General features: G+C 65.9%; 13 protein-coding genes and 1 tRNA gene. 5 read left to right on the top strand and 9 right to left on the bottom strand.

Annotation, left to right across the window (positions count from 1 at the left end; translation table 11 throughout):
- Positions 1-16: 16 nt before the first annotated feature.
- Entirely contained in the window at positions 17-544 is a 528-nt protein-coding gene (locus tag SOM26_RS09685) for a Smr/MutS family protein (RefSeq protein ID WP_320452779.1), read from the top strand.
- On the opposite strand, the gene dapE is transcribed toward SOM26_RS09685, so the two are convergent.
- On the bottom strand, positions 522-1,637 hold the full coding sequence (gene dapE / locus SOM26_RS09680) for a succinyl-diaminopimelate desuccinylase (protein ID WP_320452510.1): 1,116 nt from the start codon (positions 1,635-1,637) through the stop codon (positions 522-524). The two genes, SOM26_RS09685 and dapE, sit on opposite strands and share 23 nt — an antisense overlap.
- Positions 1,638-1,748: 111 nt before the next feature.
- Here dapE and SOM26_RS09675 point away from each other — a divergent pair, with 111 nt between their 5' ends.
- Positions 1,749-1,919, top strand: coding sequence for a hypothetical protein (locus tag SOM26_RS09675; protein ID WP_320452509.1), 171 nt, complete (start codon positions 1,749-1,751; stop codon positions 1,917-1,919).
- 22 nt (positions 1,920-1,941) lie between these two features.
- Here SOM26_RS09675 and SOM26_RS09670 read toward each other — a convergent pair whose 3' ends face one another.
- The 7 genes from SOM26_RS09670 to rpmH form a co-directional block, all read right to left on the bottom strand.
- Complete coding sequence (locus tag SOM26_RS09670; protein WP_320452508.1) at positions 1,942-2,604, bottom strand: glutathione S-transferase; 663 nt, start codon at positions 2,602-2,604, stop codon at positions 1,942-1,944.
- A gap of 101 nt (positions 2,605-2,705) precedes the next feature.
- Positions 2,706-5,759 carry a TonB-dependent receptor domain-containing protein gene (locus tag SOM26_RS09665; RefSeq protein WP_320452507.1) on the bottom strand — a complete coding sequence of 1,018 codons (3,054 nt, stop codon included), beginning with the start codon at positions 5,757-5,759 and terminating at the stop codon, positions 2,706-2,708.
- A gap of 346 nt (positions 5,760-6,105) precedes the next feature.
- Positions 6,106-6,744: a ribosome biogenesis GTP-binding protein YihA/YsxC gene (yihA, locus tag SOM26_RS09660; RefSeq protein ID WP_320452778.1), complete on the bottom strand. Its 639-nt coding sequence runs from the start codon at positions 6,742-6,744 to the stop codon at positions 6,106-6,108.
- A 47-nt stretch (positions 6,745-6,791) separates the two neighbouring features.
- Positions 6,792-8,489, bottom strand: coding sequence for a membrane protein insertase YidC (gene yidC, locus SOM26_RS09655; protein WP_320452506.1), 1,698 nt, complete (start codon positions 8,487-8,489; stop codon positions 6,792-6,794).
- Between the two features lie 42 nt (positions 8,490-8,531).
- On the bottom strand, positions 8,532-8,744 hold the full coding sequence (gene yidD / locus SOM26_RS09650) for a membrane protein insertion efficiency factor YidD (protein ID WP_042490341.1): 213 nt from the start codon (positions 8,742-8,744) through the stop codon (positions 8,532-8,534).
- A 2-nt stretch (positions 8,745-8,746) separates the two neighbouring features.
- On the bottom strand, positions 8,747-9,133 hold the full coding sequence (rnpA, locus tag SOM26_RS09645) for a ribonuclease P protein component (RefSeq protein WP_414712044.1): 387 nt from the start codon (positions 9,131-9,133) through the stop codon (positions 8,747-8,749).
- A gap of 59 nt (positions 9,134-9,192) precedes the next feature.
- Positions 9,193-9,327: a 50S ribosomal protein L34 gene (gene rpmH, locus SOM26_RS09640; protein ID WP_320452776.1), complete on the bottom strand. Its 135-nt coding sequence runs from the start codon at positions 9,325-9,327 to the stop codon at positions 9,193-9,195.
- Positions 9,328-9,524: 197 nt separating this feature from the next.
- Here rpmH and SOM26_RS09635 point away from each other — a divergent pair, with 197 nt between their 5' ends.
- The 3 genes from SOM26_RS09635 to SOM26_RS09625 all read left to right on the top strand — a co-directional run bounded on the left by SOM26_RS09635 (position 9,525) and on the right by SOM26_RS09625 (position 11,477).
- Positions 9,525-11,039 (top strand): YifB family Mg chelatase-like AAA ATPase, encoded by a 1,515-nt coding sequence (locus tag SOM26_RS09635; RefSeq protein ID WP_320452505.1) that lies wholly within the window; start codon positions 9,525-9,527, stop codon positions 11,037-11,039.
- Between the two features lie 2 nt (positions 11,040-11,041).
- On the top strand, positions 11,042-11,335 hold the full coding sequence (locus SOM26_RS09630; RefSeq protein ID WP_320452504.1) for a hypothetical protein: 294 nt from the start codon (positions 11,042-11,044) through the stop codon (positions 11,333-11,335).
- 57 nt (positions 11,336-11,392) lie between these two features.
- Positions 11,393-11,477: transfer RNA gene (locus SOM26_RS09625), tRNA-Leu, on the top strand.
- A gap of 206 nt (positions 11,478-11,683) precedes the next feature.
- On the opposite strand, the gene SOM26_RS09620 is transcribed toward SOM26_RS09625, so the two are convergent.
- On the bottom strand, positions 11,684-13,669 hold the full coding sequence (locus SOM26_RS09620; protein ID WP_320452503.1) for a TonB-dependent receptor domain-containing protein: 1,986 nt from the start codon (positions 13,667-13,669) through the stop codon (positions 11,684-11,686).
- Positions 13,670-13,703: the final 34 nt, after the last annotated feature.

The following is a 13,703-nucleotide window of genomic DNA, read 5'->3' as shown; positions in this document are numbered from 1 at the left end:
GCTCTGGGCGCGGGTGATGGAGACGGTGCGGCCCTTGCGCGCCGCCGTCGTTCCCGCCCGACCCGCGCCACCGCCGCCCACCATGGAGGCGGTGTTTCAGGAAACACCGGGCGCGCCGAAGGTGCGGGTGAAGGGGCGTGTGCCGCCGCTGCGCCAGCCCGCACCACCACCGCCCGCGCCCAAGAAGGGGCCGGGCGAGACGCTCGACGGCGGTTGGGACAAAAGGCTGTTGCGGGGCAGCGTGATGCCCGACAGCTCGCTCGATCTGCATGGCCATACGCTGGCGTCGGCCCATGCGCTGCTCGACCAGGGGATGGGGCGCGCGATCGGGCGGGGCGACCGGGTGCTGCTGCTGGTGACGGGCAAGCCGCCGCGCCCCGAAAGCGAGCGCCCCCATGCGCGCGGCGCGATCCGCGCGGCGATCAGCGACTGGCTGGGCGCGTCGCGCCATGCCGATTCGATCGCGGCGATCCGCAATGCCCATCCGCGCCATGGCGGGCAGGGCGCGCTCTACATCGTGTTCAGGCGCCCGCGCGAGCGATGACACCCGCATAGATGCGGGTCAGCGCATAGAGGTCGTCGACCGCTACCGCCTCGTCGACCTTGTGCATCGTGGCATTGAGCAGCCCGAACTCGACCGTCGGGCACAGCTTCGACAGGAAACGGGCATCCGACGTGCCGCCGGTGGTCGACAGTTCGGCGTCGATCCCCGTTTCGGCGCGAATGGCCTCGGCGATCATCGCGGAGAAAGGGCCGGGCTGGGTCAGGAACGCCTCGCCCGAAATACGGCCGGTCAGCTGAGCGGACGGAGCATGGCGGCGGGCGATCTCGGTGAGCCGCGCGACCAGCGCCTCGCCTTTATGCTCGTCGTTGAAGCGGATCGACAGCCGCGCCTGCGCCGATCCGGGAATGACGTTGGTCGCCGGGTTGCCGACATGCAGGTCGGTGATCTCGATATTCGATGGCTGGAACCAGGCATTGCCGGTGTCGAGCGTCACCGCCTCGATCTCGGCCAGCATCGCGACCAGTGGGGTGATCGGATTGTCGGCGAGGTGGGGATAGGCGACATGCCCCTGCCGCCCCGGCACGGTGATCCAGATATTGACCGAGCCGCGTCGCCCGATCTTCATCATGTCGCCCAATCGATGCGCCGAGGTCGGCTCGCCGACCAGGCAGAGGTCGGGGGCGACGCCAAGCTCGGCCATACGGTCGATCAGCGCGCGGGTGCCATAAACGGCCGGGCCTTCCTCGTCGCCGGTGACGATCAGCGACAACGGGATGGTCGGCTCGGTTGGGATCGCCGCGACGAAGGCGGCGACCGCGCCCTTCATGTCGACCGCACCACGCCCGTAGAGCAGGCCGTCACGTACCTCACCGGAGAAGGGCGAGCCCTGCCATCCCTCGCCGGCGGGCACCACGTCGACATGGCCCGCAAAGGCCAGGTGCGTGCCGCTGCCGCCACGCGTCGCGAGCAGGTTCTCGACCGGGCCGTCGGGCTCCTCACCCACCGTGAACCGGTCCACGGTGAAGCCGAGCGGGCTCAGCGCGGCCTCCAGCACGTCGAACACGGAGCCACGCGCTGGCGTGATGCTGTCGGCCCGGATCAGGGCCTGGGCGAGGGTGAGGGCGTCGGTCATGCCGCGCGGCATAGGCAGCGCGCGTGCGGACGGCAATGTCCGGATTGATGACGGCGACGGACCCGATGCGGCCCGGCATCGTTCGTGCACCCGACTGACAGGAGTGATGCGATGAACGATCCCGATCCCAATGGCCACACGGCCGGCAAGCGGCTGTTGCTCTGGCTGGTGATCGCGCTGGGGATCGCCGGGGTGTTGCTCTACGCCTTTACCTCGCGGGTCGCCGAACCGGCGGGTGAGCAGCGCGCGCCGTTGAACGAGGTGCCGCCAGCGGCGCGGTAAGGGGGGAGGGGGCGTCCGCCCCTCACCCCACCGGCTGCTCGAACCGCTCGATCACCCATTCCTCTTCCTGCGCGGCGGCGATCCAGTCCTGCATGAAGGGATGGCGCAGCACCGCGTCCATATAGGGCACGGCAAAGCGCGCGACGGGCAGCTGATAGGTGACGATCCGCGTCACCACCGGCGCGAACATGATGTCGACGGCGCCGAATTCGCCGAACAGGAAATCGCCACCGCCGCCAAAGCGGGCGCGCGCCTGGGCCCAGAGTTCCATGATCCGCTTCAGGTCGACGATCACGTCCTCGTCGGGCATCTGCGAAGGATAGACCTGGCGGATGTTCATGCTGTGCTTGCGGCGTAGCGCCACGAAGCTGGAATGCATTTCCGCCGCCATCGAGCGGGCCATGGCGCGCGCGGCGTCGTCGGCGGGCCAGAAACGGTCACGCCCGACCTTGTCGGCCAGGAAGTCGATGATGGCCAGGCTGTCCCAGACCACCGCGTCGCCATCCCACAGGATCGGCACCTTGCCCGAGGACGGCGCGAACTCCGCCCCCTCGCGCCGCTTGTCCCAGTCGGCGTCGTACAGCGGCACGACCACCTCCTCGAAGGAAAGGCCCGACTGGCGACAGGCGAGCCAGCCGCGCAGGGACCAGGAAGAATAGGCCTTGTTGCCGATGATGAGCTTCATGGTGACAGGCGTAACCGCCCCGCCGGATCCCCGCAACCGAACAAAAAAAGGGCCCGCCCGGGGAACCGGACGGGCCCTTTCGATCGCATCCGCGAACGCGATCAGAAGCGCGCGGTCGCCGCCACCCGGAAGAAGCGGCCGATCAGCCCCGAGAAATAGGGCTGGGTGCCGCCCGCCGACAGCGCGGGGAAGGGCGCGGTGGCGTTGAACACGTTGTCGACGATGAAGCGCAGGTTGAACTGCTCGTTCACCTTCACGCCCACCGTGGTGTTGAACACCATCCAGTCGCCGACGCCCGAGATGTTGCGGGCGTTGGGCGCCTCGTCCAGGTTGAACTTCACCTTGCCGGTATACTGGCCCTGGAACAGGACGTTGAAGACCGGGCCCTCATAGGTCAGGTTCGCGGTGCCCGAGTGGCGCGGATAGCCGATCTCGCCAGCGGCATGGTTGATGTCGCCGGTGCCGACCTGGGTCTCCAGCTTGTCGCGGTAGAAATAGTTGACCGACAGGCCGACCGTCCCCGCATTCTCCAGCCCGACGCGGCTGAGCGGCAGGCGGTAGGAGATGGTCGACTGAAGTCCGGCCATCTCATAGGCGGCGGCGTTGTAGTAGCCTTGGCGAATGGTGGTCAGCTGGCCGTCCGCGCCCCGGTTGAACAGGCCGCAGAACTGGTTCGGATAGTTGGCGGAGTCGTAGCAGGCGTTCAGGATGTCGGTGCCGTCCAGCGAGGTGATCGCATCCTTCAGCTTGATGTTCACCCAGTCGACCGCGACCGACAGGCCGGGGATGAAGCGCGGCTGTGCGATCGCACCCACGGTCCAGCTGTTCGCCTTTTCGTTGCGCAGATCGGGGTTGCCCGCGATCGTCACCGGAATGGTGAAGTTGCTGAAGTTCGAATCGAACGTCGCGGGGTTGATCCCGGCCGCGACGCAGTTGGCGCGACGCACGGTCGGGTTGGGGCCGCTGTCGACATAGCGGGAATCGCAGGGATCGTTGCCCGAGTTGAACGCACGCGAGGTCGGATTGAACACCTCGGTGATCGCAGGCGAGCGGATCGAGCGGGTGAAGTTGCCGCGGAAGGTCAGCCCCTGGAAGAAGCCGACCCGGCCGCCCGCCGTCCAGGTGACGTCGCCGCCCGACAGCGAGTTGTCGACGTACCGCGCCGCGCCGTCGAACTCGAGTGTCTTGAGCCAGCTCAGCTCGTTCTTGCTCGACACGAACGGAACGACGACCTCGCCGAACACCTCGTTGGTGTGGAACTTGCCCCGGATCGGGTCGATCGGGATGGTGCGGCCATATTGCTGGCGGCTGCCGTCCGCCTGGGGCTCGCCATAATAGAAGGCGCCCGGATCGAACTGGGTCCGCTCCTCGCGATGTTCGTAGCCGAGCGACAGCGACACGTCGTTGCCGAACAGCTGGAAGACGGGGCCGTTGATGTTGGCATTGAACACCAGCTGCTCATTGGCCGAACGCGGCGTGGCGACGGCGAAGATATAATCGCGCGCGGCCTGGCTGGCCTGGCCGATGCCCAGAATGTTGAGCGGTGCGCAGGCCCCGCCGCCGATCGACGGGATCGTTGCATTCACCACGCCTGGACGGCAGGTGATGTTGCCGGAGGCGTCGCGCACGGCGTCGATCGCGTTGGCGAAGTTCTGCTGGATCAGCTCGAAATTGCGGCCGTTGGTGACCGACTTGCCATAGACGGCCGAGGCTTCCCATTTGAAGTCGCGGCCTAGCAGCGGCACCGTGCCGTCGAACCCGCCGACGAAGCGATAGGTCTCGACCGTGGCTTCGGCGCGGCCCGTGGTCAGGTCGGCAAGGGCACGGCCCAGATAGAACTGGTTCTGGCCCGCGGGCAGGTTGGCGGCGATGGTCGCGCGATCGGTGGCCGATAGATAGGGATTGTTCAGGCTGACCAAGATGTTGCCATCGGCCGTCCCCGCATCGTCGAACAGCGCCGTGTTGTAGTTGGGCTGATCGATCAGGTTCACGCCCTTGCTGCGGATATACCACGCCTCGCCAAAGAAGCGGATACGGTCGCTGAACTGATAGCTGGCCTGGGCGCTGGCGATATAGCGTTCCGAGGTGGTCAGCAGGTTCGACTGGAGCGGCAGGTTATAGCCGTTGCCGCCGCTGCTGATGTAACCCTGACGCATCGGCGTGCCGAGGTCGAGCGGGATCAGCGTACCGTTCGGGCCGAACTGCTGCAACTGGCCCGCCGCATTGCGGATGCCCGAACGGCTGGCAAGGAAGTCGTCGGCGCTGAACGGCACGCCGCCGATGGTGAACGCGCTGTAGCGCTGGTTCGGATAGAGGACGCGCTGGAACTCGCCGGCGGTGGCGGGCGTGCCGAAGAAATAGCCCGAGGCGGTGATGTCGCGGTCGGCGGCGGTCAGGCCGGTGACGCGGTTATACTCGCCCGAGAGGGTGATGTTGCCACGCCCATCGGCGAAGTTCTTGCCCGCCAACAGGCTCAGCCGCTGGTCGGGGGCGTCGCCCTTTTGCGAGACGCCTGCCTGCGCCTGGAGCTGAAGCCCCTCGTAATTGCGCTTCAGGATGATGTTGACGGTGCCCGCGATCGCGTCCGAGCCATAGATCGGCGCACCGCCGATCGCGACCGTCTCGACCCGCTCCACCAGGCTGGTCGGGATGTTGTTCAGGTCGACCTGCGTACCGGCCGAGACGGGGCCGAAGATGCTGGCGCTGTTGGACGACACGAAGCGGCGGCCGTTGACCAGCACCAGCGTACGCTGCGTGCCGAGGCCGAAGAAGTCGACAAAGGTCTGTGCCGGGCCGAAGGACGACTGCGCGCCGACGCCGCTATTGCCCGGAGGACCGAAGGCGGGAATCTCGCTCAGCACCTGGCCGACATTGGTGTAGCCGCGATTGGCGATCTGCGCCGCGCCGACGACCTGGGTCGGCTGCAACGTCTCGAACTCGGGCCGGGCGATGCGCGAACCGGTGACGACGACATCCTGGCCAGTGGTGGCACCCTGGTCGGCCGGGGTACCCTGTGTGGTGGTGGTTTCGGGCGCGGTGGCGGTTTCTGGCGCGGCGGGCGGAACGGTCTGGGCAAAGGCCGGGCTGGCGATGACGGTCAGCAACGCAGCGACGCTGACCTCGCGCAGGGCGCGAGACCGAAGATTGAGTGACATGATACGCATACCCCAATTTTTCTGTTTATGCAGAAGGGGCTAGGTCGGCCGATGACCGACGGTCAATAAATGCGTCACGATTGCTGGCGTTTCTCGACCAGTGTCACGTCTTTGCAACAATTTCGGTTAGTTGTGTGCCTCGGCGCTAGGCAAGCAAAAAGGTCGCGGCCAAGCCGTTCGAGCCTGCCCGATGCCTGATTTGGTTCTGCCAGAACCCGCACCGGGATGGCCAGTTCCATCCCCACCAGTCGCTAGGACATGGGGAAGCCCCGCGCGAATCACTCGCCACTCGCGCGGTAATGGTGACACCGGAAACAAGGCGGCGCCTTTACCGCATTGGATCGGCTCAGCCGATCGCTTCGAGCACCGCGGCACGGAGTTGGGGGATACCCATGCCGCCCTCGCTGGACGTGGCCAGGATCTCCGGGTGGGCGGCGGCGCGCTTGCGGGCTTCGTCCTCGGTCTGCGCGACGACGGCGGCGAGTTCGCTTGCCTTCACCTTGTCCGCCTTGGTCAGGACGATGCGATAGCTGACCGCCGCACGGTCGAGCATCTCCAGGATCTCGCGATCGACATCCTTGATGCCGTGCCGCGAGTCGATCAGCACCAGCGCGCGCTTCAGCGCCTGACGCCCGCGCAGGAAGTCGTTCACCAGGAACCGCCACTGCTTGACCATGTCCTTGGGCGCCTTGGCAAAGCCATAGCCCGGCATGTCGACCAGCCGCAGCGTCGGGGGGGTGCCGACGTCGAAGAAGTTCAGCTCCTGCGTACGCCCCGGCGTGTTCGACGTGCGTGCCAGGCCGTTGCGGTTGGTCATGGCGTTCAGCAGCGACGACTTGCCGACGTTCGACCGTCCCGCCACCGCGACTTCCGGCACGATCGGATCGGGCAGATATTGCAGCGCGGGCGCGGACTTCAGGAAGGTGACAGGCCCGGCGAACAGCTTGCGCGCGGACTCGACCAGTTCCTCCGAAAAGCCGCCGATCTTGTCGGCGGTCTCGTCGGAGGGGGCGGGGGAGGAGGAAAGCTCGCTCACTTGGCGACCGGCTGCTTCAGGCCCGGATGACGGGCGTAGAGCAGGCGCTGCTGCAGGATCGAGATGCAGTTGGTCGTGATCCAGTAGACCTGAAGGCCGACCGCGAACGGCGCCATCACGAACATCAGCACCCAGGGCAGGATCGCGAAGACCTGCTTCTGCGCATCGTCCATCGGCTGCGGGTTCATCTTGAACTGGAAGTACATCGAGATGCCCAGCAGGATCGGCACGACGCCGATCGCGATGAAGTGCGGCGGGACGAAGGGCAGCAGGCCGAACAGGTTGACCGGGGTCAGCGGGTCGGGCGCGGACAAATCCTTGATCCACAGGACGAAGGGCTGGTGCCGCATTTCGATCGTCAGCATCAGCACCTTGTACAGCGCGTAGAAGATCGGAATCTGGATCAGCGTGGGCAGGCAGCCCGCCAGCGGATTGACCTTTTCCTGCTTGTAGAGGGCCATGACCTCTTGCTGCATCCGGACCTTGTCGTCCTTGAACCGCTCCTGCAGCGCCTTCATCTTGGGCTGTACCGCGCGCATCGCCGCCATCGAGGCGAACTGGCGCTGCGCGATCGGGAACATCAGCGCACGGATGGTGACGGTCAGCAGGATGATCGCGACGCCGAAATTGCCGACCAGGCGGAACAGCCAGTCGAGATAATAGAAGATCGGCTTTTCAAGGACGCGCAAATACCCCCAGTCGAGCGCGTAATCGAGCTTCGTCGCGCCTTCCTTGTCGGTGTAGCGGTCGAGCAGCGCGACTTCCTTGGCGCCCGCGAAAAAGCGGGTCGTCTGGGTGATCTGCTTGCCCGGCGCCAGCGTCTGCGGCTGGAGCGTATAGTCGGCCTGATAGGTCCCGCCCGCACCCGCGCGGAACTGACCGTCGAAGGCCTTGGCCTGGTCGGGGATCAGCGTGGCCAGCCAGTATTTGTCGGTGAAGCCCAGCCAGCCACCGGTGGTGGTGAAGCGGGTCGGGGCCTTGTCCAGGTCCTTCCAGTTCGGGCCATACTGCGCCGAGCCGTTGTTGACCGACATCGGCCCGACATGGATCGTCCATGTGTCGGGATCGGCCGAGATGCCGCGATTGACATAGCCATAGGCAGCGACCGGCACCGCCGCGCCGCCGCCATTGGCGACCGTCTGGCGGACGGTGAACATGTAATCCTTGTCGACCGACAGCGCGATCTGGAAGCGCTGGCCCGTCGCATTGGCGGCGCTCAGCGTGACCGGCTGGCCGGGGCGCAGCACCGGCGCGCTGGCGGTCCAGACGGCGTCAGCGGCGGGCGGGTTCAGCCCTTCGGTGCGCCAGCCGAAACCGGCGAAATACGCGCCTTCCGCACCGGCCGGCGACAGCAGGCGGATTGGGGCGGAATTCTTGTCGACCGTCTGCTTGTAATCCAGCAGGACCAGGTCATCGATCCGTGCGCCCTTCAGGTTGATCGATCCCTTCAGGCGCGGCGTCTCGATCGCCACGCGCGGGGTTTCGGCCAGGACGACCCGGCGATCGCGAATCGCGCTGGGCGTCGTGACGGTCGGGTTGGCGGTGGAATTGACCACCGGCACCTGCTTGCCGTCGACGATCTTGGTCGCGGGCGGATTGCTGGGGAAGAACCTGTTCTGGATGAGCGGCCATCCGAACAGGATCAGCGCCGCGATCACCGCGAACACGACAAAATTCTTGCGGTCTTCCTTCACGTCGAAACCCCAGTTGTGACGTTGGTTACGTCAGGCGTTACGTCAGGGTACCGGGTCGGGTCCGTGCCCGCCCCAGGGATGGCACCGCGCAATGCGCTTGAGCGCCAACCAGCCCCCTTTGACCGCGCCATAGCGGCCAATGGCCTGTATTGCATAGGCCGAACACGATGGTTGATAGCGACAAGTGGGCGGCAGGATCAGCGAAGGCCCCAGTTGCCAGCCCCGCGCGATCAGAATCAAGGCCCGCGCGAACAGGGTCACGCGGGCTCTTGGGAGGATGGGGTGGGCTGGCGCTGGGCGCCGCCACGGGGGCCACGCCCCTTGCCACGACCATGGTGCACGCGCGGTTCGCGCGGGCGATCATGGCCGCCGGTATCGGGCGAGGCGGCGCGGGTCAGCGCCTTGGACAGTTCGGCGGTGAGCGCCGCATAGTCGCGCTCGATCCCGCCTTGCCGTCCGATCAGGACATGGTCCGCGCCCGCAATACCCTTGACCGGCAACAAATCACGCGCGAGCGCCCGCAACCGGCGTTTCATCCGGTTGCGAACGACCGCGTTTCCGATCTTCTTGGTGACGGTGAAGCCGATTCGAATCGTCGCTTCACCGTCATCCCGCGGGCGCACCTGCAGCACGAAGCCGGGCATCGCCACGCGTCGCCCGCCATTGGCCGCGAGGAAATCGCGGCGGCGGGTCAGCGTCGTGATTACGCCGACAGCTTCTTGCGACCGCGCGCGCGACGCGCCCGGATCACCGCACGGCCGCCGGGCGTCGCCATCCGCGCACGGTAGCCGTGACGGCGAGCGCGCACCAGATTGCTCGGCTGAAAGGTCCGCTTCATCGTTCATTCCTTGGATACGTCTGAATAAAAACGGCCGCCACGAGGACGGCCTTGGTGGCAAGCCGCTTACGCAAAGCGGACTTTCAAGTCAATCGGGTGGACGCTTTTGCCGTTCGGCCATCTGCCTCTTGCGGGGCGGGGGCATCCTTTGCAGGAAAGGCGCGCGGGCAGGGAGAGCCCGTACGGGGGGGAATGGAATGGCGACGATCGTGTCCACGGTGGCCTATCTGGGGCTGGAGGCGCGCGCCGTCGAGGTGCAGGTGCAACTGATCGCGGGGCTGCCCGCCTTCAATCTGGTGGGCCTGGCCGACAAGGCGGTGGGCGAGAGCCGCGAGCGGGTGCGCGCCGCCATCGCCGCCATGGGCCTGGCGCTCCCGCCCAAGCGAATCGCGGTGAACCTGTCGCCCGCCGACCTCCCCAAGGAAGGGTCGCATTTCGACCTGCCCATCGCACTGGCGCTGCTGGCGGCCATGGGGGTGGTCGATGCCGAGCTGCTGGCCGATCATGTCGTGGTGGGCGAACTGGCGCTGGACGGGCGGATCGGACCGTCGCCGGGCGTGCTGCTGGCCGCGATCCATGCCGGGTCGCTCGACAAGGGGCTGATCTGCCCCGCCGCGCAAGGGGCGGAGGCGAGCTGGGCCGGGAGTGGGTCGGTCATCGCCGCGCCTGACCTGTTGTCGCTGATCAACCACCTGAAGGGGCATTCGGTCCTGCCGACCCCCGAGGATGGGCAGGTAGAGCAGGGGGTGTCTGGCCCCGACCTCGCCCAGGTCAAGGGTCAGGAGAATGCCAGACGAGCGCTGGAGATCGCGGCGGCAGGGGGGCACAATTTGCTGATGAGCGGCCCGCCGGGGTCGGGCAAGTCGCTGATGGCCGCTTGCCTGCCGGGTATCCTGCCGCCGCTCGATGCCGCAGAGGCGTTGGAGGTCTCGATGGTGCAGTCCGTTGCGGGGACCCTGGCGGGTGGGCGGCTGACCCGCGCCCGTCCATTCCGCGCGCCGCATCATTCCGCGTCGATGGCGGCGCTGACCGGCGGCGGGCTGAAGGCGAAGCCGGGGGAGGTCAGCCTTGCCCATCTCGGTGTCCTGTTCCTCGACGAACTGCCCGAGTTTCAGCGTGCGGTCCTCGATTCGCTGCGCCAGCCGCTGGAAACCGGCACGGTCAGCATCGCGCGCGCCAATGCGCACGTGACCTTTCCTGCACGGGTGCAATTGGTCGCCGCGATGAACCCGTGCCGTTGCGGCCATCTCGGCGACGCCGCACTTGCCTGCGCCCGGGCGCCGCGATGCGCGGCCGACTATCAGGCGAAGATCTCCGGGCCGCTGCTCGACCGAATCGACCTGTCTGTCGAGGTCCAGCCGGTCCGCGCCGTCGATCTCTTCGCGCCTGCCGCCGCCGAATCGTCGGCCACGGTCGCCGCACGGGTGGCGGCGGCGCGGGCGCAGCAGACCGAGCGCTATCGCGGGTCCCCGGTGACCGTCCGCACCAATGCGGAGGCCGACGGCGCGCTTCTGGAGCGTTGGGCGACGCCCGACGAGGCTGGCCGCACCTTGCTGGTCGAAGCCGCCGAGCGGATGCGTTTGACCGCGCGTGGCTATACCCGCGTCCTGCGGGTCGCTCGGACGATCGCCGATCTGGCGGGGGCCGAGCAGGTCGGACGCATCCACATCGCCGAGGCGCTCAGCTATCGCCAGCGGCCGCCGGTGAATTGATCGTGGACAAGCTTTGGCGTTGGATCGTTCCAATCCGCCTGATGGCGTTCGGACCACCGCTGACGTGGTTGGACATCCTATGGTCCGATCCCATGGCGTCGGGCCTGCGTGCAGCGGCATTCGTCTATGGTCTTGCGGCCATGGCAACTGCCCCGGGCCTCATCGGTCTTTCGACGCTGCCCGTAAGCGGCAGGACCAAGTGGATGGTCATGCCGCTTTATCTGACGGCAGTTGTCCTCGTGCTGCTTTATGCTTTGGTGGTTTTTGCATGCGTCGCTACGCACGATTGCCCATGATCCGGATAATCGGCGCTTGCGTGACGCATCACCCTCGTCTAGCAGCGCGGCTTCGCTGCCCCTGTGGCGAAATTGGTAGACGCATTCGACTCAAAATCGAACGCCGCAAGGCATGCTGGTTCGAGTCCGGCCAGGGGCACCATCCTACGGGGTGCAAGGTGTTGAAATTGCGCTAGTGTTGCGCTTTTTGCTCCATTCCATACCACCTTTCGTTCCCTCACTATGCGATTGTCACAGGCGTTCAAGCGCGAGCGGTGACGGTCAAGCGCCATGCCTCACGCCTCCTGATCCACCCTCCAGTGGATCAGGAAAACCATCATCCCTCAAGATGCTGATCGGGTTTGAGCCCTAGAACCGCGTGCCAATCCCTAGCCAGATGCGTGCCGGGTCGATGACGTACCCGAATCGATCATAGCTCAAGCGCTTGTCCAGCACGTTCTGCACGCCGCCATGCAGCGTGAACCGAGGCGAGACCTTGTACGAGCCGCCGATATCGACTGTTGTGTAGGATGGTGCGACGGTGGCATTGCCGCTGATCTGCGCTTCGGTGATCGCCTCTTGGCCACGGAATATACCGCGAATATAGCCGCTTAACCGAGTCGTCGGCTTCCAATTGAGCGAGGCGCTTGCCTGTTGCTTGGGCGTATCGTTCAACGCTGCACCGATATTGGCACCACTTAGTTGCTTCGAGTCCGTGAGCGTACCGGTCGCATTGACCCTCAGCGTCGCGGTCAGCGGTACGTCGATCGTTGCCTCGATCCCGCGGATCTTCGCCTTGTCGACGTTGACATAGGTGGTCGGTGGCCGCCCGATGGAGCTTAGCGGCTCACCGCTGCACCAGGCCGCGGCTGCGACACAGGTCACGCGCGTGATCTTGTCGTCAAACCGCGTGTCATAGGCCGTCAGGCTGGCCTGGAACGTGCCGCCATCAAAGAGCAATCCAGCCTCGATCGTTCGTGATGTCTCTGCGTTCAGATCAGGATTGCCATAGATCGTACCCCCGCGGCTCGACTGGCCCCAGTCCGGGAGCGTCTGGCGCAGGTTCGGCGCGCGAAAGCCTTGCGAATAGCCACCCTTCAGCGTGAAAGCCTGGTCGATATTCCACACGGCATAGACCCGCGGCGTCCAGTGCGTCCCATATTGCTGGTCGTCGTCCATCCGCAGGCCGCCGGTCAGACGCAGTCCGGTCAGCACTGTCAGCTCGTTTTCCGCAAACACCGCTACTTGCCGTCGGCTTGCGCCGTCGCGCGTCGATCCCGCCAAGAGATTGCCGACCGTGTCCGTCAGGTCCTCGTTGCGGTAATAGGCACCTACGCTCAAGGAATTGGCGGGCAGCGGCACCATCCAGATCGACTGCGCGATCGTGTTCTTGATCCGTTTGCCGTCCTGCAGGCTTTTCGCGTCCTCGAGCTGCAGATAGCTCTCCGACGTTGCAAAGCCCCAGCGGCCGGAATGACTGATCGAGCCGACATAACGTCGTTGCGCCTGAACGTTTTCCATACCCGTCGGCATCGTCGCGCTGGTCGCGACCGTTTTGCCCGCTGTCGCGGTCACGGTTTGGCGATAATAGCCCAGTTCGGCGAGAAAGCTGTGGTCGGGCCCTGCGTTCCACCCGAGCTTGCCAGCCAAGCTCTCGTCCCGGCGTTCTGGTGTGCCGCCGATGACATGATCCTCGCCGCGTCGGGTCGCAGCCCCCTGAACCTGAACACCGACCGAGCCGGCGATCGGACCGGACAAGTAAAAGTTGCCGTCGGCGACGTTGCCGTAATCGGAGCCTAACTGCATCGTGCCATTGGCCCGAGTGCTGCCGCGCCATGTCTTGGAGATGCGCCGCGTGATTATGTTGACGACACCGCCCATCGCATCGGACCCATATAAGGACGACATCGGGCCGCGTACCACCTCAATCCGCTCGATCGCCTCCAGCGGCGGCAATTGCCCGCCCTCCGATATGTTGCCACCGTTGGTTCGCGTCTCGCGGCTCGACAAGCGCTTACCGTCCACTAGGATCAGCGTATATTGCGGCGCCATGCCGCGGATCGAGATGTCGCGACTGTTACCCTCGCCCGGCGTCACGGTGACGCCTGGAATCTCGAGCAAGGCATCGGTCACTTCGCGATAGGGCAGGCGATCCAGATCCTTGCGTGTCAGCACGCTGATCGATGCCGGTGCGTCCTTGACCTGCTGTTCGCGACCGCCCGAAGCCGTGACGACGATCTCATCGGCACGGGTCGTCTGGCCTTGCGTATCCTGCATGCGGTCCCACGCGAGCGCGGATGTGGAGCAAGCGAGCGCGATGAGCGCCGCCGAGGAGCGGTTTAGGATGGTCGACATGAAGGTTCCCGTTATCGCTTGCTATTGCAAGTCG

The organism is Sphingomonas sp. CFBP8993, from assembly GCF_034044895.1.
Lineage (GTDB): Bacteria > Pseudomonadota > Alphaproteobacteria > Sphingomonadales > Sphingomonadaceae > Sphingomonas.
This window is presented reverse-complemented; position numbering and strand designations above follow the sequence as displayed.